Origin of the sequence: Empedobacter sp. GD03739 (assembly GCF_029843245.1) — a bacterium.
In the GTDB taxonomy this organism is placed as follows: domain Bacteria; phylum Bacteroidota; class Bacteroidia; order Flavobacteriales; family Weeksellaceae; genus Empedobacter; species Empedobacter falsenii_B.
This window is the reverse complement of the sequence record NZ_JAOCHX010000032.1, coordinates 1-24519: the sequence shown is the minus strand read 5'-3', so window position 1 is coordinate 24519 and position 24519 is coordinate 1. Positions and strand designations below refer to the sequence as shown.

The 24519-nt window shown below is 31.2% G+C and carries 18 protein-coding genes and 1 pseudogene; 8 read left to right on the top strand and 11 right to left on the bottom strand.

The window, feature by feature from the left end; all coding sequences use genetic code 11:
- Positions 1-82 precede the first annotated feature (82 nt).
- Positions 83-547, bottom strand: coding sequence for a Dps family protein (locus N5E64_RS11095; RefSeq protein WP_125350253.1), 465 nt, complete (start codon positions 545-547; stop codon positions 83-85).
- A 252-nt stretch (positions 548-799) separates the two neighbouring features.
- On the opposite strand from N5E64_RS11095, the gene N5E64_RS11090 reads away from it, so the two are divergent.
- A complete protein-coding gene (locus N5E64_RS11090; protein ID WP_280037607.1) occupies positions 800-1336 on the top strand; it encodes a hypothetical protein in 537 nt (178 codons plus the stop codon).
- A gap of 48 nt (positions 1337-1384) precedes the next feature.
- Here the strand turns inward: N5E64_RS11090 and uvrA are convergent, their stop codons facing one another.
- A complete protein-coding gene (gene uvrA, locus N5E64_RS11085) occupies positions 1385-4210 on the bottom strand; it encodes an excinuclease ABC subunit UvrA (protein ID WP_280037606.1) in 2826 nt (941 codons plus the stop codon).
- Between the two features lie 86 nt (positions 4211-4296).
- Entirely contained in the window at positions 4297-5334 is a 1038-nt protein-coding gene (locus N5E64_RS11080) for a GyrI-like domain-containing protein (RefSeq protein WP_219034942.1), read from the bottom strand.
- Positions 5335-5438: 104 nt separating this feature from the next.
- Here N5E64_RS11080 and N5E64_RS11075 point away from each other — a divergent pair, with 104 nt between their 5' ends.
- A complete protein-coding gene (locus N5E64_RS11075) occupies positions 5439-6029 on the top strand; it encodes a DUF937 domain-containing protein (protein ID WP_180905983.1) in 591 nt (196 codons plus the stop codon).
- A gap of 199 nt (positions 6030-6228) precedes the next feature.
- Positions 6229-7578: an NADP-specific glutamate dehydrogenase gene (gene gdhA, locus N5E64_RS11070; RefSeq protein ID WP_221854634.1), complete on the top strand. Its 1350-nt coding sequence runs from the start codon at positions 6229-6231 to the stop codon at positions 7576-7578.
- A gap of 89 nt (positions 7579-7667) precedes the next feature.
- On the opposite strand, the gene N5E64_RS11065 is transcribed toward gdhA, so the two are convergent.
- Complete coding sequence (locus N5E64_RS11065; RefSeq protein WP_280037605.1) at positions 7668-8345, bottom strand: response regulator transcription factor; 678 nt, start codon at positions 8343-8345, stop codon at positions 7668-7670.
- Complete coding sequence (locus N5E64_RS11060; RefSeq protein WP_125350246.1) at positions 8335-9657, bottom strand: sensor histidine kinase KdpD; 1323 nt, start codon at positions 9655-9657, stop codon at positions 8335-8337. The genes N5E64_RS11065 and N5E64_RS11060 overlap by 11 nt, the downstream gene beginning before the upstream one ends.
- A 122-nt stretch (positions 9658-9779) precedes the next feature.
- Between N5E64_RS11060 and N5E64_RS11055 the strand changes: the two genes are divergently transcribed.
- Positions 9780-12146, top strand: a complete 2367-nt coding sequence (locus tag N5E64_RS11055) for an outer membrane beta-barrel family protein (RefSeq protein WP_280037604.1) — start codon at positions 9780-9782, stop codon at positions 12144-12146.
- 47 nt (positions 12147-12193) lie between these two features.
- Positions 12194-12652 (top strand): GNAT family N-acetyltransferase, encoded by a 459-nt coding sequence (locus tag N5E64_RS11050; protein ID WP_280037603.1) that lies wholly within the window; start codon positions 12194-12196, stop codon positions 12650-12652.
- 47 nt (positions 12653-12699) lie between these two features.
- On the opposite strand, the gene N5E64_RS11045 is transcribed toward N5E64_RS11050, so the two are convergent.
- The 4 genes from N5E64_RS11045 to N5E64_RS11030 form a co-directional block, all read right to left on the bottom strand.
- A complete protein-coding gene (locus N5E64_RS11045) occupies positions 12700-13449 on the bottom strand; it encodes an SDR family NAD(P)-dependent oxidoreductase (protein ID WP_221854631.1) in 750 nt (249 codons plus the stop codon).
- A 4-nt stretch (positions 13450-13453) separates the two neighbouring features.
- Positions 13454-16279: a hypothetical protein gene (locus tag N5E64_RS11040; RefSeq protein ID WP_280037602.1), complete on the bottom strand. Its 2826-nt coding sequence runs from the start codon at positions 16277-16279 to the stop codon at positions 13454-13456.
- A gap of 63 nt (positions 16280-16342) precedes the next feature.
- A complete protein-coding gene (locus N5E64_RS11035) occupies positions 16343-16969 on the bottom strand; it encodes a carbonic anhydrase (protein ID WP_114999136.1) in 627 nt (208 codons plus the stop codon).
- Positions 16970-16975: 6 nt separating this feature from the next.
- Positions 16976-17254 carry a GNAT family N-acetyltransferase gene (locus N5E64_RS11030; RefSeq protein ID WP_038337243.1) on the bottom strand — a complete coding sequence of 93 codons (279 nt, stop codon included), beginning with the start codon at positions 17252-17254 and terminating at the stop codon, positions 16976-16978.
- Positions 17255-17522: 268 nt separating this feature from the next.
- Between N5E64_RS11030 and dnaN the strand changes: the two genes are divergently transcribed.
- The 3 genes from dnaN to N5E64_RS11015 are packed head-to-tail and all read left to right on the top strand — an operon-like array spanning position 17523 to position 21555.
- Positions 17523-18641, top strand: a complete 1119-nt coding sequence (gene dnaN, locus N5E64_RS11025) for a DNA polymerase III subunit beta (RefSeq protein ID WP_125350238.1) — start codon at positions 17523-17525, stop codon at positions 18639-18641.
- A 36-nt stretch (positions 18642-18677) separates the two neighbouring features.
- Entirely contained in the window at positions 18678-21107 is a 2430-nt protein-coding gene (gene pheT / locus N5E64_RS11020) for a phenylalanine--tRNA ligase subunit beta (RefSeq protein ID WP_280037601.1), read from the top strand.
- A gap of 13 nt (positions 21108-21120) precedes the next feature.
- The gene (locus N5E64_RS11015; protein ID WP_125350236.1) at positions 21121-21555 is read left to right on the top strand and encodes an META domain-containing protein; all 435 of its coding nucleotides are present in this window, start codon (positions 21121-21123) and stop codon (positions 21553-21555) included.
- 59 nt (positions 21556-21614) lie between these two features.
- Here the strand turns inward: N5E64_RS11015 and N5E64_RS11010 are convergent, their stop codons facing one another.
- Both N5E64_RS11010 and N5E64_RS11005 read right to left on the bottom strand, forming a co-directional pair.
- Positions 21615-23009 carry an ATP-binding protein gene (locus tag N5E64_RS11010; RefSeq protein WP_125350235.1) on the bottom strand — a complete coding sequence of 465 codons (1395 nt, stop codon included), beginning with the start codon at positions 23007-23009 and terminating at the stop codon, positions 21615-21617.
- Positions 23010-23148: 139 nt separating this feature from the next.
- Positions 23149-24447 (bottom strand): annotated as a pseudogene (locus N5E64_RS11005) (cation:proton antiporter).
- Between the last annotated feature and the right edge of the window lie 72 nt (positions 24448-24519).

Sequence of the window (24519 nt, the reverse complement as noted above, 5' to 3'; positions counted from 1 at the left end):
CTTGGATAAATCCAAGGCTCAACCTAATTAACACTAATATGAATTAACACTAAAAACTTATGAAGTAAAATAATGTTCAACTTTATTTTAGATGCGATCTAAGCATCCAAGCAGTTTTTTGATGTTGTTCTAATAAACCAACTAAGAAATCCGAAGTTGATATATCATGAAACTCATCAATTTCTACTACAGCCTGCGCCAAAAAGTTAATAATAACTTCGTGATCGTGTAGTAAATCAGCAATAAAACTTAAACTATCTTTGTTTTCTGTTTTTCTTGTTTCTGATAAATGAGCTAACTGCAAATACTCTGCCATAGTTGCTGGTGCATAAACATCTTTTTGACGAATTTTTTCTGCAACATCATCTATAACAATTTGTAACTCGTTATATAACGATTCAAAATACACATGTATTGTCTGAAAATCAGGACCTTCTACATTCCAATGTGCATTTCTTGTTTTTAAGTATAAAATATGTTCATCAGCTAATAATTTAATTAAAATATCAGCGATTTTTTGTTTTTTTTCTGGCGATAATAATTTCATATGATTAAATTTTATATTGTCTATTTGATTAACTTTACTAATGCAAATATAGAACCAGAAAACGAATGAATTATAGATTTATCAAATCTTATTTCTATTCTTTTATAATTAAAAACTATGAACGACTCGAATTAACTTAAAATAAATAATAATGTTTACTTAAAAACAGAATTACTATTTTTGATAAGGCAAATTTATAGTGGTTTTTTCAATTAGAGCCATTTTTAAAAGTTAAAAATTAATTAAATTTCTATGAAAAAGTTTCTTTTATTTATCATTTCTTTAACCCTAAGCAATACTGCTTTTTCTCAAATTAATCAAAATCAAACGCTTAATAATAATTGGCGTTTTGGAGGTGGTTTGGGACTATCTTTTGGGAATAACAGTTATTTTGGGTTTAATATTTCTCCAAGTGTTGGATATATGGTTGCAAACAATTTAGAATTGGGTGCGACAGCAGGTTATCAGTATGCAAAAGATGATTATGTAAAACAAAATTTGTTTAATGTTGGTCCTTACATTAACTTTTTTCCAATCGAAAACATTTTCTTGAGAGCCAATTATATGTACTACACAGGAAAACAAAAGTACAACGATCGTACGCCATATTACAACAGTATTTATGAAACTGACATGGACGAATCTGCGTTATGGTTGGGAGCTGGATATCAATCGAGTGGACCAGTAAGATTTCAAGCTGGTGTGATGTACAATGTTTTATATAAAGAAAACGAAAGTATATTTTCTTCAGGATTACAACCTTTTATGGGTGTTTCAATCGGATTATAAGTCATAAAAAAAAGTCCATCTAACAATTGTTAGATGGACTTTTTTTATTTATTTCAATTCGTCTTTTAAGAATTTTCCTGTTACACTTTTCGGATTCTTAATGATTTCTTCTGGCGTTCCTTCTGCCACAATTTTTCCACCTTTACTCCCTCCGTCTGGACCAATATCAATCACATAATCAGCTAATTTTATCACATCCAAATTATGTTCGATAATGATAACAGTATTTCCAAATTCTACAATTTTATTGATTACTTTCATCAACACATTTACATCTTCAAAATGCAAACCTGTTGTCGGTTCATCTAAAATATAAATTGTTTTTCCTGTCTGTTTTTTTGCCAATTCTGTTGCTAATTTCACACGTTGCGCTTCTCCTCCACTCAATGTTGTAGACTGCTGACCAAGCGTGATGTAACCCAAACCTACATCTTGCAACATTTTGACATAACGATATATTTTCGGAATCGCTTCAAAGAATTCTACCGCTTCATTTACCGTCATTTCTAACACATCCGAAATCGATTTTCCTTTGTAGCGAACCTCCAACGTTTCGCGGTTAAAACGTTTACCATTACATGTTTCACATTCGACATGAATATCTGGTAAAAAATTCATTTCAATCACACGCAAACCTGCTCCCTGACAAGTTTCACAACGTCCACCTTTTACATTAAATGAAAAACGTCCAGGCTTGTAACCTCTAATTTTGGCTTCAGGTAAATTTGTAAACAACGTACGAATATCAGAGAAAATTCCCGTATAAGTTGCAGGATTAGAACGAGGAGTACGACCAATTGGCGATTGATCCACTTCGATTACTTTATCCAAATGTTCTAAACCTTCGATTTTTTTATAAGGCATCGGATCTTTTTCTGCTCTAAAAAAATGTTGATTCAGAATTCTGTACAATGTTTCATTAATCAACGTTGATTTTCCAGAACCTGAAACACCCGAAACTACAACCAACTCTCCTAAAGGAATGGTAAGATTTACATTTTTCAGGTTGTTTCCAGATGCTCCAAAAAGTTTCAATTCTAATCCATTACCTTTTCTTCGTTCTTTTGGAACTTCGATTTGTAACTGATTGTTTAAGTATTTTGATGTTAATGTATTTGATTTTAACATTTGTTCTGGTTCACCTTCCCAAACAATTTGACCACCATTTTTTCCTGCTTTTGGTCCAACATCAACCACATAATCTGATTCCAAAATCATGTCTTTATCATGTTCTACAACCAAAACTGAATTTCCGATATCGCGTAATTTCTTTAACGAATCTATCAATCTGACATTATCGCGTTGATGCAAACCAATACTTGGCTCATCTAAAATATACAACACATTCACCAATTGAGAACCAATTTGCGTTGCCAAACGAATTCGCTGTGCCTCGCCTCCAGAAAGTGTTCTAGAAGAACGATTAAGGCTCAAATAATCCAATCCTACATCCAATAAAAAGGATAAACGCGTATAAATTTCTTTCAGGATCTCGTGCGCAATTTGTTGTTGATTCGACGTCATCGAAACTGGTGCATTTTCAATCCATTTTTGTAACGATTGAAGATCCATTTCCGCAACTTCACCAATATTTTTTTCATCGATACGAAAGAAAAGTGATTCTTTTTTAAGACGTTTCCCTTCGCAACTTGGACAAATAACTTTCTTTCCAAACTTTTTGCTAATCGAACTTGAAGACGGATTATTTTTATCTTCCATAATTTCAGAAAGAAATTCATTCAATCCTTCAAAATCGATTTTATATGTTTTTTTAACTGATGCAAATTTAAGATCAACATTTAAGGTTTCTTTCAAACCATTCATCACATCATCAATCAATGCTTGAGGAAGTTTTTTGAACGCTACTTTTTCGTCTACATTATGTTTGACAAAAATCGCTTCCAATTGTTTTTCTATTCGAGAAGATGATTTTAACGTCTCAAATAATTCTTCCAAATTATCAAACAACGATTTATCTTGATCTTGAAATAATTTTTCGTGATTTACCACTTTCAACTCACCTAAACCTGTACACGTCGGACAAGCACCTTTTGGTGAATTGAACGAAAATGTATTCGGTTCTGGCAACGCATATGACATTCCTGTCGACGGACACATCAACGAACGAGAAAAGAATTTCGTTTCATTGGTTTCGTAATCCAAAATCATCGTAATCCCATTACCTTGTTGCATTGCATGATCGATACTTGAACGCAAACGTTGATCATTCACCTTATCATTCAACAACATTTTGTCCACCATCAATTCGATATCATGCGTTTTGTAACGATCTAACATCATTCCAGGCGTAATATCTTGCAACTTGCCATCAATGCGCATTTCAAGAAAACCTTTTTTAGAATATGTTACAAAAACTTCTCGATAATGACCTTTTCTTGAACGTACAATTGGCGCTAAAATCGCAATTTTCTTCTCGCTGTATTGTGTTCGAATCAACTCAATAATTTGCTCTTCTGTGTAAGCAACCATTTGTTCGTTTGTTTCGACTGAAAAAGCCGTAGAAGCACGCGCATACAACAAACGAAGAAAATCATAAATTTCTGTAATTGTACCAACAGTGGAACGCGGATTTTTATTGGTCGTTTTTTGCTCAATTGCAATAACAGGCGACAAACCATCAATTTTATCAACATCTGGACGTTCTAAACCTCCCAAAAATTGACGTGCATAAGCCGAAAAAGTTTCGATATAACGACGTTGTCCTTCTGCATAAATCGTATCAAAAGCCAACGAAGATTTCCCACTTCCACTTAAACCCGTGATTACCACAAGCTCGTTTCGAGGAATCTTTACATCAATATTTTTTAGATTATGTTCACGTGCACCGTAAACTTCAATAAAATCTTTGTCCATGTTCGTTTGTAAGAAGTTGCAAAAATACAAAAAAAGCCACATTACTGTGGCTAAGTGTACTTTAAAAATTGTTAATTCTTAAGTATTTATTGTTTTTTAATTGGTATATAAATTCGAGAAATTAGTTTTAAACTATCTGTTTCCTTCGGATCATTTAACATAATTTCTAATTGTTTTGTATCCAATTGTAATTTTTTAGATTTTGCATAATTCTTCATTTTCTCGATTGTTTGCGCACGTTTAGAACGAGGTCCTAAATGCAATGTTAACAAATAATCTCCACCAGGAACAACCACTTTTTTCATCTCTTTTTGTAAAGGCAAATCTTCTATTAATTGTATTCCAGCAAAAAATGTTGTCTTATCTTTTTCTTTATCAAAATCAGTAAAATAGACATATGGGAAACCTAAATCGAAATCAAAACCACCTTCATCTTTATTCATTAACGATTTATAAATCACCTCAAAAGCACCATCTACTTTATCCATTATATCTTTTTCCGCTAAACTTGATTGTTTACGAATCGCTAATAAATTTGTTCGACCTAATTCTACAATTCGATATTCACCATAATTCAATCGTCCTTCTTTTTGATCCTTATCTAATCTAACTTTCACTTTTTGATTTAGGTTATCCAAAGATTTTTCAAATTTAGATTCAGGATTTTTGAAAAAAGCAAAATAGCGGTAGAAATAAGGAATTTCTTGACTTAAATAATTCAATTTTGCAGTTGTTTTCCCATTTTCTTGTTGTTCAAATTTGACATTCAAACTATCTAATTTTTCCCAACCATCATATTTTATCGTATAATTAACGAAACGATTAATCGAAAAATTTTCAATCGTTACTTTTCCTGAAGCAATTGAAGCATCTTCTGAATCCCATATCATATAATTTTCGTCCTCTTCTTTTGTATTCGAAAATTTCTTGATTGTCAAAGAATCCGAAGCTGTAAATTGTTGCCATTTCGAGAATTGACGAAGATTATAAAATTCGTCGTACACCAAACCAACAGGTGCATCAAATTCATATTGCATTTCTTCGTCGAAACGATTCGGTAAAACGATTGGTAATAAAGCCAAAACCGCAATAATGATTACTAAAAAAAGATTTATTTGTTTCATTTACAAAATTGATTGTACAAAAATAGAAATACTTTGTAGGACTCTTAATATTAATCTGAATTAATCTTTTAAAAATAGTATATTTGAGTAAATAATATAAACTTATGGACTTTACTAATTTAATTCAAGGAGCAATGGGACAACAAATTGTTGGTTCTGCTGCAAAACAATTAGGGATTAATGAATCTCAAGCTCAAACTGCTGTTGCAGCAGCTGTACCTTTTTTATTGTCTGCTTTAAATAAAAATGCACAAGGCGGAGGTGCTGAAGGAATTTCGAATGCTTTGAATCAACATGACGGGAGTATTTTGGATAATCTTTCTGGATTTTTAGGTCAAGGAGGAAACCAACAAGATGGATTAGGAATTTTAGGTCACGTTTTAGGAAATAAACAACAAAATGTAGAATCTGCAATTTCTCAACAATCTGGATTGAATACAGCACAAGTTACTCAAATTTTAGCGTTAGTTGCGCCAATTGTAATGGGCTACTTGGGTAAACAAAAACAATCTGCTGGATTAGATTCAAATGGGATTGCTGGTTTATTAGGCGGTTTAGTTGGTGGTTCTACAACTCAAACAAACCAAAGCGGAGTAAATTTAGGAGGTTTCGAAAAATTGTTAGATCAGGATGGTGATGGACAATTAGGAATTGGAGATGCCATGAGTTTATTGGGTGGATTTTTCAAAAAATAAGTCTTGTCTTAAACTGAATAAAAATACAAAATTTATTAAGCAGGAAATTTTCCTGCTTTTTTTGTTTCAAAAATTATCAACCTATATATTCTAAGTATTCGAAATTATCAAATTCATAAATATTAAAAGTTTGATTTAAAAAATATATTATTTTATTTGTTATTTATTATAATTTTATCAACAATAAAACACAAATAGCATGGATACTTTATTTTACTCAGAAAAATTCATTCAAAGAATTAAATCAAAAAACCCTAACGAAAAAGAATTTTTACAAGCAGTTGAAGAAGTTTCCGAAACCATTTTACCATTTGTAGAAGAAAACCCTAAATACAAAAAGTTCAAAATTCTTGAAAGAATTGCAGAACCAGAACGTATTATTCAATTTAGAGTAACTTGGGTTGATGATAAAGGCGAAATCCAAATCAACAAAGGTTATCGTGTACAAATGAATTCTGCGATTGGTCCTTATAAAGGTGGTTTGCGCTTTCATCCATCTGTTAATCTTTCTATTCTTAAATTCTTAGCTTTTGAACAAGTTTTCAAAAACAGCTTGACAACTTTACCTATGGGTGGCGGAAAAGGTGGTTCTGATTTTGATCCAAAAGGAAAATCGGACATGGAAATTATGCGCTTCTGCCAATCTTTTATGAGCGAATTATCTCGTCATATTGGTGCAGATGTCGATGTTCCTGCTGGTGATATTGGCGTTGGAGGACGAGAAATTGGTTATTTATTTGGTCAATACAAACGAATGCGAAACGAATTTACAGGTGTTTTAACTGGAAAAGGATTAGAATATGGTGGCTCTTTGATTCGCCCAGAAGCTACTGGTTATGGTTTATTATATTTTGTAGAATGTATGTTAGCCGAAAAAAAAGAAACCTTAAAAGGAAAAACAGTTTCTATTTCTGGTTCTGGAAATGTTGCACAATATGCTGCTGAAAAGTCTCTGGAATTAGGCGCAAAAGTGGTTACACTTTCTGATTCTTCTGGATATATTTATGATGAAGACGGTTTTGATACAGAAAAACTAAATGTCATTTTCAAAATTAAGAATGATGATTACGATAGAATTTCAAAGTATGTTGATTATTATCCAAACGCTAAATTTTTCTCCGACCAAAATCCTTGGAAAGTTCCTTGTGATATAGCTTTGCCATGTGCAACACAAAACGAATTGGATTTACAAGATGCGCAAACTTTACATCTCAATGGTTGCAAATTGGTTGCCGAAGGTGCTAATATGCCAACAACTCCCGAAGCGGTTCATTATTTTTTGGATCATCAAATTTTATACGGTCCTGGAAAAGCTGCGAATGCTGGTGGTGTTGCAACTTCTGGATTGGAAATGTCTCAAAATTCGATCCGTCAAAATTGGAACAGAGAAAAAGTAGATTATCGATTAAAAGAAATTATGATAAAAATTCATCACCAATGTAAAAAATATGGAAAAGGTGAATTTCAAGAAAATATAAATTATTACAAAGGCGCTAATATAGCTGGTTTCGTAAAAGTTGCCGATGCTATGATTGCTCAAGGAATATAAAAATCCATTTATAAAATTCGGTTCCCTTTACTGAATTTAGAATTCAATTGTTTGTTATTAAAGCTGGACTTCTGTTCAGCTTTATTTTTTTAGAGTGGAAAATTAATTTTAAAACCAATACCTCGAACAGATTCAAATTTTATCATTTCGTCGTTCTGAAAATATTTGCGCAAACGTGTCATAAAAACATCCAAACTTCTACCCATAAAATAATCGTTTTCACCCCAAATTTTTTCTAAAATCTCTTTACGACTCACTAATTTTTGATTATTCTGAATCAAGAAACTCAACAATTCTGCTTCTTTTTCTGTTAACTGAAATTTTTCTTCTTGATAAGATAATTGCAATTGATTTGGAAGAAAAACATAAGCTCCAATTTTAATCAATTCTTCTAAAACAGGTTGATTTCGCTTCAAAATATTTTTTATTCGCAAGACCAATTCTTCAGGATCGCAAGGTTTTGTGATATAATCATCTGCACCTAATTTCAAACCTAAAACACGATCAAAACTTTGCGCCTTAGCAGTCAAAAATAAATATGGAATTGTAATGGTTTCGGCTAATTTTTTCGCCAAAGAAAAACCATCAATTTCGGGTAACATGACATCAAAAATGATTAATTGAGCTGATTCCAACGATTCTATTTCCTTCAATAGTTTTTGTGGATGATCAAACCAAGTCACTTCAAAATCAGAAAATTCTAGACATTGTTTGAGAACAGTTCCCAAATCTTGATCATCTTCTACTAAAATTAATTTAGTTTTCATTCGGCAAAATGATTAAAAATTGAACACCTTTGTCTTTATTATTCTGAACGTTAATTGTTCCTAAATATCGTTCGATTGTATTCTTGACCAAAAATAATCCAACACCCAAACCGCTTACATTTTGGTTAATAGAACGATTCACACGATAATATTTATCAAAAATAAGAGGCAAATCATTGGTTGGAATTCCAATTCCATTATCCGAAAAATTCAATGTTATTTTTTTTTGAAATTTAAAATCTAATACAATTTCAGTAGCTCCATATTTGACTGAATTTTCAATTAAATTCTGAGCAATTTGTTTAAAATCGTTTGTTTTCAGTACATTATTTTTCTCGAAAATACTTTGATTAATAAGTTTAATTTCTGGATATTGAAGTTGAATCTTTTGGATAATTTCATTCAAAATAACCTCATCTAACAATTCAGAATTTTCGTCATTTTTTACAAAAATAGAATCAACAGTTTGCTCCAAACGATTAATTTGTCTGTTCATCATTTGTTGCGTTTCTGGATGTTGAACTTGATGCAAAGCAAATTTCATCGTCGTAATTGGCGTATTCAATTCATGCGCAATAGAGTCTATTGTCAAATGTAATTGATTGATTTTTTCTTCTTGTTTCGATAAATTTTTAAGACTTTTCCAATACAAAAAGACAATTAATCCAACAATCAACAAACTCACAATGATTAAAGGAATAATTTTCTTGAGAATTAAAAATTTCAAATTCAGCAATTCAAAATCTGTCTTTCCTCTAATTTTATATTTATGGCGTTCATTTTTATTAATTCCTAAATCAGAATCTGTTTGATTACTAATATCATCCGATGACCAAACACTTTGATTAATATTAGTTGGTTTCGCAATTTTATTTGTCGTTTCGTAAATCACATACTTTTTCTTTGGCAATAGTTCTTTATGATTCAATTCATCATAAACCGAATAAACATCTGTACGAAGTGCTATTTCAAAATTATTTTCCTTAGAATAAACGTCTAATAGAGAATCTACAATTGGCGTATAAATCTCATAATTATAATCTACTTTCGTTCGAATTATTTGTAATTCATCAAACTGTTTTTTTTCATCATGATTCAGTTTTTTGAAATAATCTAAAATCTTATCATCATTAGAATCTGTTTCATATTTTGACATAAAATTCATCACTTTAACTCCAATTTCACACGCCTCTTTATTCATATCTTTCTCAATCAATCGATACAAATTGTAGATATAATACCCTTGCAATGCAACCAAAACGATCAATGCAAAAGAGAAAATAAATGTATAATGTTTTTTAGATAATTTCATAAGCTTTCCATCAATTCAAAAATACATTGTTTTTCTTCATAAATAACACATTAACTCATCGTTAACCGTTCATTAACCAAGTAAAATCGAAACTTGAAAGAGATTTGTTAAAAATCTGAACCATGAAAATAGTAATAACATTTTTTCTGCTACTTCCAAATTTAATTTTTGCACAAATTATTTCTGGAAAAATTATCGATGAGCAAAATCAACCAATCAAAAATAGTTCTATTGAAGTTGAAATTCCTTCACAAGATCCAATTGTAGCTGAATCGAATGAAAATGGCGAATTTAATTTTGAGCTTCATCAAGCACAATCATTTACAATTTACATTAAAGAATTTGGTTACCAAGAATTTGAAAAGACATATCAAGCCAACTCAGAAAATTCTTTGATTATTACGCTTCAAAAAGATGAAACAATTAACTTAAAAGACGTTGTTTTTTCTAGTCAAAAACCTTTGTTGAAACGAAAAATTGATCGAATAGAATTTAATGTCGAAAATACGCCTTTGCAAAATTTAAGTGCTTGGGATATCGTGAAAAACACGCCAAATGTTCTTCTAAAAAATGAACAGTTAAGTGTGAGAGGAAATACGCAAATTTTAGTCACAATTAATGATAAAAAAACATTAATGTCCCAAGATGATTTGAAACAATTGTTGGAAAATACTGATGGTGCAACAGTTTCTTCGGTTGAAGTCATTACCAATCCGCCTGCAAAATATGAAGCTTCTGGAAGCGCGATTATAAATATTAAAATGAAGAAAAATGTGCTTTCTGGTTACAAAGGACAAATTGCGACACGTTATCATCAATCTATTTATAGCAAAGGAATGCTGGGTACTACCCAATCTTACAATACAGAAAAATGGCAATTGACAGGAAGTTATTATTTTGTGAATGGAAAATATGTTCGCAAGAATTTTGATGTAACAACTTATGAAAAAGATCAGACACGCTGGGAAAGTGACATGATTCGTCGAACAGTTGCGAAACAACAACATATTTACAACTTTGCTTCTCAATATTCAATTGATAGTTTACAGAATTTTCAGTTTGGAATAAATGGTTCTAGAAATCCTGCTTCAATTGGGAATTATAACGTTCCGACAAATATTTACAATACAACAAATAATCAACTTGAATCATTTTATAAAACACAAAATCATCGTCGCGAAGCTTCAAATAATTTTAATACGTATTTGGTTTATGACAAAAAAATTGCGAAAAATAATTTGACTTGGAGTAACAATTTTAGTCATCGTTATTACAAAGAAAATCAAGATGTTTTAACAAAACTGAATTTCAAGGATAAACCTTATGAAGAAAATCGTTTTTTGAGTGCTGCACTTCAAAAATTGAATCTATTTTCTACACAAATTGATTATAGTTTCACTAATAAAAATTTCGGCTTGGAAGCGGGAGCGAAATATAGTTTTGTAAAGAATGATAATGATTTGGATTTCTTTGAATCGATCCAAAATCAAATCGAATATCAACCCGAAAAAAGTAATATTTTTAATTACAAAGAACAGATTTTCGCCTTATATATTTCTGGAAATTACAAATGGAAAAAATGGGAAACAAAAGCTGGTTTGAGATCTGAAACAGCTCTTATAAATACGATTTCTGATAATCCAATTAGCCAAAATAAACGAACAAACACCGATCTTTTTCCAACTTTATACGTCATGTATAATTTTGAAAATACTGGACAAATTGGTTTGAATTATGGAAAAAGAATTGATCGACCAGATTATAATTTCTTGAATCCTTCAAAATCATATTACAATCTGTTTTCTTATTTTCAGGGCGATGCCAATGCAATTTCTACGATTATTCACAATTTGAGTTTATCTTACACTTTGAAAGATTGGAATTTTGAAGCCTATTATCGATACGAGAAAAATCCAGCGATGGAAATTTCTATTCAAAATCCTGAAACTTTCGAAACAGTTTATCATTTTACAAACATCAAAAATGGAGAAGCTTTTGGAGCAAATCTTTCGAAAAATTTTAATCTAAAATCGTGGTGGAAACTGAATTTATTTACATTTGTGGAATATAATCAAAATTATTTTTTCGGACCAGATCAACAACAATACAAAAATGATGTCTTTTTTTATCATCTTTCATTGAGTACACAATTGGATTTAGACAATGCAAAAACATTTAATATTTCGGCAGGATATCAATATAATTCAAAGGCAATTCAAGGTTCGTTTGATATTAGTTCATCTCAAAATACATATTTGATTTTAAACAAAAAAATATGGGATAAACGTTTCGAAATTGGTTTGGTTTTCAATGATATTTTTAAAACTGATCGCAATACAATTTCTACGAAATACGCAAACCAAAATCAATATTTCAAAGATTATCGCGATACGCAATATTTTATGTTGAATTTGAAATACAATTTCGGAAATCAAAAAGTAAAAGAAGCGAAACAAGCACAAAAAACAACGGAACAGAATAGAATTTAGCGCTACAAAAAACGTAAGTTTTATTAAATTTGAGCAAAAGAAATAATATGAATTCAATAAAAATCATTCGAACAAATTCTTCTAACAAAGATTTTGAAGAATTGGTAACAGAATTAGATAAAGATTTAGCGATAAGAGATGGAGAATTTCATTCTTTCTTTTCTCAATACAATAAAGTTGACAAGATAAATCACGTTGTTATCGCCTATTTAAACGAAAATCCTGTTGGTTGCGGCGCAATAAAACATTATTCTGACACAACAATGGAAGTGAAAAGAATGTATGTAAACCCTGATTTTAGAGGAAATAGAATTGCGGCAAAAGTTCTGAATGAGTTAGAAAATTGGACAATCGAATTGGATTATGAACGATGTATTTTGGAAACTGGATTGAAACAACCCGAAGCAATCGCTTTGTATGAGCGATGTGATTACACAAGAATCGAAAATTACGATCAATACAAAGACGTCGAAGAAAGTGTTTGTTATGAGAAAATATTGAACTAAAAAAGCCTCTAAAATAGAGGCTTTTTTAGTTCAATATTTTAATAAAATTATCCTTTATAAATAACAGTTCCTCCAGCTTGCGCTTTTGGAAAAATTGTAACATCAGCAATTTGTACATGTTCTGGTTGTTGCAACAAATACTCTATTGCATTTGCAATATCCTCTCCAGCCAATGGTTCAAAACCTTTGTATACATTATCCGAAAGTTCTTGATTTCCTTTGAAACGAACCAAAGAAAATTCTGTTTCTACCGCTCCTGGCGCAATATTGGAAACTTTGATTCCGTAAGGTAACAAATCATAACGCATTCCTTTGCTCAACGATTCTACCGCCGCTTTCGACGCACAATATGTTCCTCCATTTGGATAAACTTCTTTTCCCGCAATCGAAGAAAGGTTGATGATATGCGCATTTGATGATTGTTTAAGAATTGGAATAATTGCTTTCGAAACGTAAATTAATCCTTTTACATTGATATCAATCATTGCTTCCAAATCCTCCAAATCAGCTGTATCAAAAGGTGCTAATCCGTGCGCATTTCCCGCATTATTGATTAAAACATCAATATTTTTCCACTCATTTTCTAAACTTTCTACTGCATTAAAAACAGCTTCCTTGTCTCGAACATCAAATTGAATGGTTTTAACTTCCGTAATTTGACTCAATTCTGCCTGAATTTCATCTAATCGTTCTTGACGACGCCCACACAAAATTAAACGATAATTTGGTGCTAATTTCTTTGCTGTCGCCATTCCTATGCCAGATGTTGCTCCGGTTATGAAGACTGTTCTTTTCATTTTCTTAAATAATTAAAAGTGCTTTTTTAAGACCGTCTAAGATACAAGCTAAAAAGAAATTAAAAAATGATTTATCCTGTTTTCGTTCGATATTTTCTACTTTTTCTTCTTTCATTTTTCCACGAGAATCATTCTTTACCGCTGCATTTCCAACTGCTGATAATAGTTTCCTTTTCGAACCATCATCACGCAAAACATTCACTTTCAAATTTTGATAATCTATTCCAAAATTTCCACCAGCGACTTTATCATTTCCATCAAAATTAAATTTTATTTGATTAAAAAATCCGTCTACAGAAACCTTAAGATACGGTTTCACAAAAGGATCAAGATTTTTTGCAGGAAGTTTTGAAATTGAACCATTGATATTAAATTTCTCAGAACGATTCATTGGATTAAATGTCCAATTTGCGCGCAAATCTCCATTCATAAATTCTGAATGCCAATCAACATCAACGTCTGGTAAAGATATTTTACGATAACCCGAATTGACATTTTTAACCGTTGCATTTATCGACGAAAACGTCAATTTTCCTGTTCCGATACTTTTAGCCGTTTCCTCTTCATATTCTAATTTAGAGTTGACCAATTGCAATTGTTTCACCCCTAAATCAAATTTCATTTCACGTAATTTTTGTGAAAACATTGTTTTACGTTTTGTGTCATCAGGTGGAATCAAACTTCTATAAATATTTGCATAAAGCTGGTTCAATTTTATTTGATTCGCTTTCAAAAAGAAATCTTTGGATGGAGAAATTCCCCACTGAATTCCATTTCCTTGTAATTGCTCGACAGAAACTGTATATAAATCGGCTTGTTTTTTCAATGAAGCTGTATACGCTTTTCGAGAAAGTTTTGGCGTTAATTTTAATTGATTCAACGTCAAGTTTCCATTCTGAAATTGCAAAGCTCCAGTATTCATTTTATACGTTTTTCCTAAATCGAAATCAATTCCAGAAGATTTTAACAACACAGATTTATACGAAAATGGAATCGCTTCTTGAATTGTTTTTGGATCAACATTGATTTGATTAAACGCTAACTGAATTTGCTTCAATGTTAAATTCGGCGTTTTTTGTTTATAAGGAACCACATCTAAATGTCCATTTACCAACGAAATTTTATCAACTTTTATAATATCATTAAACTCTTTCGACGTTTTTCCTTCGCGCTGTGCCACTCGTCTTGGCTGTCCATAAATCGTAAATTTTGGATTTTTGAAAATAACATGATTAACATGAAGTTCTTTCCCATAATCATTTTTTAATCCTAAAACCGTCAAATTAACATTATTGAAATCAAATTTTTGTGAAGCAATAAAACGCGATTGCTTGATTTGAATCGTATCAATTCCAAGATTAAAATTAATCAAGAATTTTTGCGTTGCTTTTTCCGCTTTTTTTGCAATAACTTTTTCATTCTTTTGATCGATGATTTTTACATTTACTTCATCCAATTTGATTGAATTGGTATGAAAATAAAAATCACCATTTTTTATTCCCCAACTGTTATTATTCAACGTCAAAATTGGCGCTTCGACATCTAATAATGTGTTTGATTTTGTATAATTTCGATTAAATTGATTTTTTGAAATTAATGGTTTCATTTTGAAATTTTTCAGAATTAATTTCTTTTCTGTCAAATCAAAATTAGAAGCTGTCAACGTGTGCATTTCATTCAAACGATAATACATCGAATCCAACTTAATACGAAAAGTTTTGTAATCAATCGGAATATCATTTGTACGTGTCAACGCATTCATTTTTATTCCTTCGATATTCAACGCAACATTGTTTATTGCATATTTTACCGTTTTTGCATTCGAGAAAAGTGACCGAATTTTACCGTTTTCTATTTGTAATTTTTTGATATTAATTAACTCCGCATCTTCCGTTTTTATGCTTACTTTTTTAGTTGATTGTTTCTCAACTTTATTCTCAGGTTTGGCAGAAATAATGGTAATTTTTGGATTTTTGAATTTGATTAAATCTGTTTTAAAATATAATTTATCTTCCGAAGTAAATCCCCAATCCATCTTAGAAAGCGAAAGAAGTGGTGATTCAATATCCAATAAATCATTTTCAGAATCGTTTGGAACGTACATTTTTCCGTTCATTTTGAGCGGTTTCATCAAGAAATTATCCAACTCAAAATCAGTTTCATTAAAACGAACTTTTCGTGCTCTAATCAATTGTTGATCTTTTACTACAAAAAACATCGAATCTAATTTGATGTCAAAAGCAGAATATCTGAACGGAATTTTTTTGTCCGCTGTTCGTTCATTGAAACGAACGCCGTCAAAATCGATCGAAAAATTAGAAACATTTGCAATATGTCTTTTCCCTGATTGAGAATACAAATTGAACTCGCCATTATTGATATTTACATTGGAAACATCGATACTTTGCCCAACTTTAGATTGCGCTGTATCTTTTTTGATCGAATCTTTTTTCTCTTTAAGATAATAATTAACAGAAGGATTGTTGATATTGATAGAAAGCGCCGCAACTTCTTTTTTGGTAATTAATTTTATAAAATTGATACCGACTACATTTATTTCTTTGACTTTTCCTGTTGCGTCAATCGAATCCTTTATCAACAAAGAATCTTTTGGAGAAACTTCGACATTTTTTAATGATAGTGAAGAATTAAAAACGGAAAAACTCAAATCTTCGTAAGTCAGATTATAAGCCGTATCGTTTTTTTCTGCAATGATTTTTGGAAGTCGATCATTCAGAAAATAGGAGATGTAAAAACTTAAAATAAAAAGTACCGCAATAATAGAAATTAAAGCGATACCGATTCTTTTTATCCAACGGTTGTTAATCATTGATATAGTTTGGTTAACAGTGTTAAAAACAATTATTATACCAAATATAACAAAATGTTAAATTTATTCGTTGATATCGTAAATTTCTTTGATATTTTCTAAGATTGTATCGAAGTTTAAATTCAAATCAATTAATTTTCCAGTAAACAAATCGAACACCCAACCGTGTACTTCCAATCCATTTTCCATTGCACGTTGCACAAAAGGATTTTTTACCACATTGACACATTGTTCTTGTACATTTAGCTCTACCAAACGGTTGTAACGCATTCCTTCGTTTTCGATTGCATTCAATTCTTCTGAATGTAAACGATAAACATCACGAATATTACGTAACCAAGGATTCATAATTCCTAAATCTTTCGGTAGCATTGCAGATTTAATCCCACCACAATTATAATGTCCACAAACTACAATATGTTTCACTTTTAGGTGTTCTACTGCATAGTCCAAAACAGAAGTGGTATTCATATCCAAACTAATTACCATATTAGCTATATTGCGGTGTACAAAAACCTCTCCTGGCTCCGCTCCCAACAACTCTTCTGCCGTCACACGACTATCTGAACAACCAATGTAAAGCACTTCTGGGTTTTGACCAGCCGAAAGCTTATCAAAATATTGCTCGTCTTGTTCTAAACGTTTATTTACCCACTCTTGGTTGTGTTCAAAAACTTTTTCTAAATTCATAATTTTCTAAATTACATCTTGCACTTCTGGATGTTTACCAACATAAACGCTCACATAACTACAAAATGGTATGATTTTCAACTGATTTTTTCTTGCGTAATCTACAGCTTCTAACACTAACTTTTCTGCCAAACCTTGCCCTCTCAATTCGGGATTAACACCTGTATGATTAATCAACATTTGTTCTTCTTTCAGCATAAAAGTTAATTCGCCAACTTCTTTATTATTCTCATCAAGAAGTATAAAAACGCCATTTTTTCCTTCTAAATTCAATTCAATTTTCATAGAATAGTATTTTAAAATCAAATTAATCTTTTTGGATGAGATTTGGTCAAAAAGATTTGTTAAAAGTCTCGATATACAAGACAAATTTACGGGTGAAAAGTTTTTAATTCAAAGAAAATTTAAACAAATCATAACAATCAATTTACAATCATCTTTCTATTTGATAATCAACAACAAGCCATTCTATATAATATTTAATGTATAGGTTTGAGTTTTTTACTTGATTATTTATTACATTTGTTAGATATTTTAAGGAAATATTCTTCATATGAAATTTATTGTATCGAGCAACACGTTATTAAAAAATGTTAACTTAATCGGAGGGGTTATTAACTCTAATAATACTTTACCAATCCTTGATAATTTTTTATTCGAATTGGATTGTAGCCAATTAACTATCACTGGTTCTGATTTAGAAACAACAATTTCAACAACTTTAGAAGTTGAGTCTAATGATAATGGAAAAATTGCAATTCCATCAAAAATCTTAACTGATACGTTGAAAACTTTCCCTGCGCAACCGCTTACTTTTATCCAAAAAGAAGGAAATACGTTGGAAATTGTTTCAGAACAAGGAAATTATCAGTTAGCATTCGAAGACGCAAACGAATATCCTCAAACGCCAGATATCGAAGACGCAAGCTCTACAACACTTAGTGCAAGCATTTTATCAGAAGCAATTATCAAAACTATTTTTGCGACAGGAAACGACGAATTACGTCCAATTATGACAGGAGTCTTCTTCCAAGCAAATGCAGATATTTTCCGTTTTGTTGCTACAGATGCGCATCGTTTGGTAAAATATACTCGCAATGGTTTAGAGAATTTACAAGCTGCTGAATATATTATGCCGAAAAAACCACTTATCTTATTGAAAAATATTTTAGGAGGAAATAATGACGATGTAACAATCGAATACAACAATACAAATACACGTTTTTCATTCCAAAACATCGTGTTAACTTGTCGTTTGATTGATGGTAAATATCCTAATTATGAAGCGGTAATTCCAAAAGAAAATCCAAATGTATTAACGATTAACAGAAACTTATTCTTGACATCTTTGAAACGTGTGGCAATTTTCTCTAACAAAACAACAAACCAAGTTCGATTAAAATTAGTTGGAAATTCATTGACAATTTCTGCTGAAGATATCGATTTTGCAAACAAAGCAGAAGAAAGACTTCCTTGTGATTACAACGGAACTGACTTACAAATCGGTTTCAATTCTCGTTTCTTAATCGAAATGTTGAACAATTTACAATCAGAAGAAATAACATTAGAAATGTCTGAACCGAATCGTGCAGGAATCATCAAACCAGTTGATGGACTAGAAGATGGCGAAGAAATCTTAATGTTAGTTATGCCAGTTATGTTAAACGCATAATCAAAAAGAATACATAAAATTCATTTATACAATACAATGAAAATTTCATACAATTGGCTAAAAACCTACATTGATACAGATATCACACTTGATGAAGTGTCTTCAACACTTACAAGTACGGGTCTAGAAGTTGAAGGTGTAGAACAAGTAGGTGGAGCTAAAAATTATTTGGAAACCGTATTAGTTGGTAAAGTTTTATCAGCTGTGCCTCATCCAAACGCAGATAAATTAAGAGTTACTAAAATAGATTTAGGAGACGGAAAAGAAACGCAAATTGTTTGTGGAGCTCCTAATGTTGCAGAAGGTCAAAATGTTCCTGTTGCAACTGTCGGAACGGTTTTACCTTCACCAGATGGTGAATTTAAAATCAAGAAGGCAAAAATTCGTGGTGAAGAATCTTTCGGAATGATTTGTTCTGAAGTAGAATTAGGAATTGGTACAGATCATTCTGGTATTTTGGTTTTACCAGAAGATTTAAAACCTGGAACTTCTACGTTCGACCTATTCGGAAAAAATGATGAAGTTGACCACGAAATCGAAATTGGTTTAACGCCAAATCGTGCGGATGCAATGTCACATTTTGGTGTAGCGCGTGATTTACATGCGGCCCTTAAAACTCGTGATATCGCGTCAACATTCAAAACATATGATGTATCAAATTATCCTACGACAGATTTCGGAAAAAATCCTATTTCTATCGAGGTTAAAGATACAGAAGCAGCGCCTCGTTATGCAGGTGTTTACTTAAAAAATGTAAAAGTTGCTGAGTCGCCAGATTGGTTAAAAAATCGTTTAAAAGTTATAGGATTATCGCCAATTAATAATGTGGTTGATATTACCAATTACATTTTACACGATTTAGGACAACCTTTACATGCTTTTGATGCTGCTAAAATTGAAGGAAATAAAGTGATCGTTCAGAAATTAGCAGAAGGAACAAAATTCACAACTTTAGATGGCGTTGAACGTACATTAAAAGGACATGAATTGATGATTTGCAACGAAAATAATCCAATGTGTATTGCTGGAGTTTTCGGAGGAAAAGATTCTGGAGTTTCGGATGCTACGACAACTATTTTCTTAGAATCAGCATATTTTGAACCTGTAACAATTCGTAAAGGTGCAAAAGCACATGCGTTGAATACAGATGCTTCTTTCCGCTTTGAACGTGGAATTGATCCTAACACGACAATCGATGCATTGAAAAAAGCTGCGATGATGTTAGTTGAAATTGCTGGAGCTGAAATTGCATCTAATATTGATGATATTTACGAAAATCCAATTCAAAATTTTAATGTAAAATTACGTTTACATAAGGTGGTTGAATTATTAGGAGTTGAAATTCCAGAACATAAAATCAAATCGATTTTAGAGAATTTAGAAATTAAAATTTTGTCAGAAAATGATGGAATTTTAGATTTAGAAGTTCCTGCTTATCGTGTAGATGTACAACGTGACGTGGATTTGATCGAAGATATTTTGAGAATTTATGGATACGATAATATCGAAATTCCTTCAAAATTCTCGTTTTCTTATGTTCCAAATCAAAAAGTTAGTCCAGATAAAATCGAAGATTTTATTGCGCGTCAATTGATTTCTTTCGGATTCAATGAAGCGATGAATAACTCGTTAACGAAAAGAGAATACGAAGAAGTTTTCTTTTATCCAGAAGGAGAAAGTGTTGCCATGTTAAATCCGCTTTCGGCTGATTTAGCTGTTATGCGTCGCACTTTGTTGAATGGTTTATTAGAAAATGTTGCGTTTAATATCAACCGTCGTAATTCGGATGTTAAATTATTCGAGTTTGGAAAAGTTTACCGCAAAATTGATGGGATTTACGAAGAAAATAAATGTTTAGGAATCGTTCTTTCAGGAAACTTTAATAGCGAATCATGGACAGGAAATTTACGTAAAGCTTCATTTGCTGATTTGAAAGGTTTGATTAAACAAATTTTTGTTCGATTAGATATTCAAATTACAGATGAGTTACCTGCAAAAGATGATAATTTCTTAGATGGAATTGAGTTTGTTTCTGGTCAAAAATCATTAGGAAAACTTGGAATCATCAGCAAAAAATTAGCGAAAAAATTAGGCGTTAATCAAGATGTTTTCTTTGCTCAATTAAATTGGGATGCAATGGTTGCTTTAGCAAACAAACACGATTTGAAATACAAAGAAATCTCTAAATTCCCAGGTTCTCGTAGAGATTTAGCTTTATTGCTTGACTCTTCTGTGAAATATGAAGAATTGTACAAAGCTACAAAAGAAGTGAAAACGAATTTATTGAAAGCCGTTAATTTATTCGACGTTTACGAAGGAGATAAATTGCCAGCAGGTAAAAAATCGTATGCTTTAAGTTTTATGATTCAAGACGAAAATAAAACATTAAGCGATCAAGAAATTGATGGTTTAATGAATAAATTAATCAAATTGTATCAAGAAAAATTCAACGCTGAGTTGAGATAAAATATTCCGAAAAATGAAAAAGATTGTAACTTTATTTTCAGCAACTCTTTTGATGAGTTTTATAGCAACTTCTTGTTCTACAAGCGCAAGTACTGCTAAAATTAAACCTAAAGCGGAAGTTTCAATTTCAAATCAAAATTGGTATTTGATCAACGATAACAACGTAGTAAAAGGTTTGTACGATAAAGACGTGATGTTGGTTATTGACGAAGCGAATTCGACTGTAAGTGGTTTTGCGGGTTGCAACAATTTCAATGCTTCTTTTACAAAAGTTAGCGGCGTAACCAGCTTCGTTAATTTCTCTGAAACCAAAATGGCTTGTCCTAATTTGCAAGAAGAAAAAGCATTTTTATCGATGTTGAAAAGTGTAAATCGTTACGAAGTTTCTGGAAAAGAATTACATCTTTACAAAGGAAATATCTTATTATTGACATTAAAAACTTTGTAAGTTTTAATCAATTATAAAATCAAAAAGCGCTTTTAGAGCGCTTTTTTTTGTGGTTTATATTATTTATTCTGAACTTCTTTATTTTCTTCAACTGCTTGTTGAGCTGTAGGAGAAATTGCTTCATCACTTTGCTTGAAACCAATTTTAGTAATCGGAATTTCTTTTGATGATAAATAAAACTCTAAATCAGCATTTAATTCAATCAGACGATGCGGAAAATCTTGACCAACATTTTGCTTGGCTTCTGTTAAGAAAATTGCGCAATGTTTTAAATAATCAGGCGTTAATTTCGATTTTGCTTCTTGAAATGCAGAAAACAATACCTTTTCTGTCATCACAATATTTTTCGTTTCATCTTTTCTGTATAATGCATATAAACGTTTTTTAAGCGATTGTGTAAAATCAATCATCATTGTATTTGAGAAAATTTTCATTTCAGCCGCATAAGGCGTCCAGAAATCTTTGTTCAACGCATTTTGATTTTTCAAAATTGATAATAACGGAGAATCTTGCGCCAAATTCGTAGTCATGTGATGTAGAAGTAATTGTTTGCGCTCGTCAAAAGTTGGAGGAAAAATCGGAATATGTAAATCAAAACGACCAGGTGCAACGATTTCATCATTCAAATTTGCTAAAGATTCAACAGCTCCAACAATCAAAAGTTCTTTCGTATCATTTTTCTGAATATGTCTAAGAACGGAATAAAACAAATCGACCATTTCGGGATAAATGGTATTTACAGAAGTAGAATGTAATATTTCGTCGAACGAATCAATAAACAATAATGTTTTAGGTTGATTCATCTTTTTTGAAAGAAAATCGGAGAATTTATTCTTTTTGTTATCAAAATTCCCAACTAAATAATCATTGAAAATATGTACAAATTCGTAACCAATCATATCCGCTATTTTCTTTGCCCAATATATTTTCCCACTACCTGGAGGTCCATACAAAATCAAGCCAGCAGGTTTTGAGATTCCCCAACTTTCTCCTTGATCTTTGCTAATAAATGGATCTAACATATCAGTCATATAAAAATACAAATCGGTATAACCAACTAAACTTTTACCAGAAAAATCTTCGCATTGCGGAAATGCTTTTTCTATAAACGGATATTTTCCCCCAATGTAAGAATGAATCAAATAACTTGACACTCCCGTTTTCATCTGCTTTGCAACCTCGGCAGGAATTCCATTTGTTACAAAAAAATGAAGCACTTCTTCTTCTTTCGCTCCAATTGTTTTAGCGATTTCTTCTATTGTTTTTTCTTTGGAATAATCTTCGGCATATCTTTTTAAGAAATCTTTATTCTCTTCCGAAAATGTTATAAATTGTTGTGTTACATTAAAATTTTCGTCAATACAAAAACTCAAATCAATATTAAAATCATTGATAAAATTCTGTAAACTTCCTAAAGATATTTCGAGTTGATTAGATAAATCTTTTAATTTCATTCTGTTGGCTTGTTCTAATTTCTATTAAAAATAAAGATTAATTCGTGAACTAAACCATTTTAAGTTCTAAACTTCTGTTAAAGGAACAAGCGCATCTATAGATGCGCTTGTTCCTTTTAATTGTATATTTTATAATTATTTACAATTTAGATGAATTAAGATAATCTTCCATTTCTTCTTTATTTGCTTCATCAGATTCGTCTTTTAGAACACGATGAGCCACTTTACCTACAGTTAAACCTTGAATAACGATTGAAAATAAAACAACGATGTATGTAATCTCTAATAACAAATCTTTCCATTCCGAATTTGGCATCGAAAGAACTAACGCAATTGAAACTCCTCCACGAATTCCTCCCCAAACCAAGACAATAAGTGAACCTTTAGAAAAAGTGTTTTTTCTTAAAATAGTACGAGCTGGAATAACAATTGATAATGTTCGAGATAATAGGACTATAAAAATTGTGGCAATTCCTAATAGAATTTAATCCATTAAATCTTCTATTAACAACAATTCGAAACCTATAAAAAGGAATAAAATGGCGTTCATTATTTCATCAATAAGCTCCCAAAATTTGTTTAAATAATCTTGAGTTGTTTTACTCATTGCGAATTTCTTTCCATAATTTCCGATTATTAAACCTGCGATAACCATAGCTAAAGGACTAGAAATATGAAGTTCTTTTGCAATCAAAAATCCTCCCATTACAATCGACAATGTAATTAAAGCTGAAACTTTATAATCATCAATTTTTTTCATCGAATTAGACGCTGTAAATCCAAGTAATAATCCAAGTAAGATTCCGCCTCCGGCTTCCATTAAAAATAATTTTGAAACACTTGAAAAATCAGCATCAAAGCTTGGATTAGTTGCTATTTGTAAAACTACTGCGAACATTACAACGGCCACACCATCATTAAACAGTGACTCTCCTGTAATTTTTGTCTCAATAATTTTAGGAACTTTTGCTTGTTTCAAAATTCCTAATACAACGATTGGATCAGTTGGAGAAATTAATGTTCCGAACAATAAACAATAGATATACGGAATTTGAATACCAAAATATGGCGCAATGTAATATAAAATTACTGATATAATAAATGCTGATAATACTACTGATATTGTAGCATAAGTAGCAATTGTCCATCTCAAGTTTTTCAAATCGAGAATATTAACGTGCATTGCGCCTGCAAAAAGCAGAAAATTAAGCATTGCGCCCATCAATATTTCATTGAAGTCTAAACTATTAAAGAGTTGAAACATGTCTTTTGTAGCATCAGGAAAATAGCTATCTCCCAATAAACGGATAGCGATAGATACTAACATGGCGATAATCATAATTCCAATTGTTCCAGGTAATTTTAGGAATCGAAGGTTTGCATAAGAAAATAATGCAGCAAGAACAATTAGAACCGAAAAAGAATAATATAGTTCCATTGGTATTGATTGATTAAAATTTGGAAAAAGTTACAAAAAAAGAGCCACTATAAAGTGGCTCTTTCTATATTA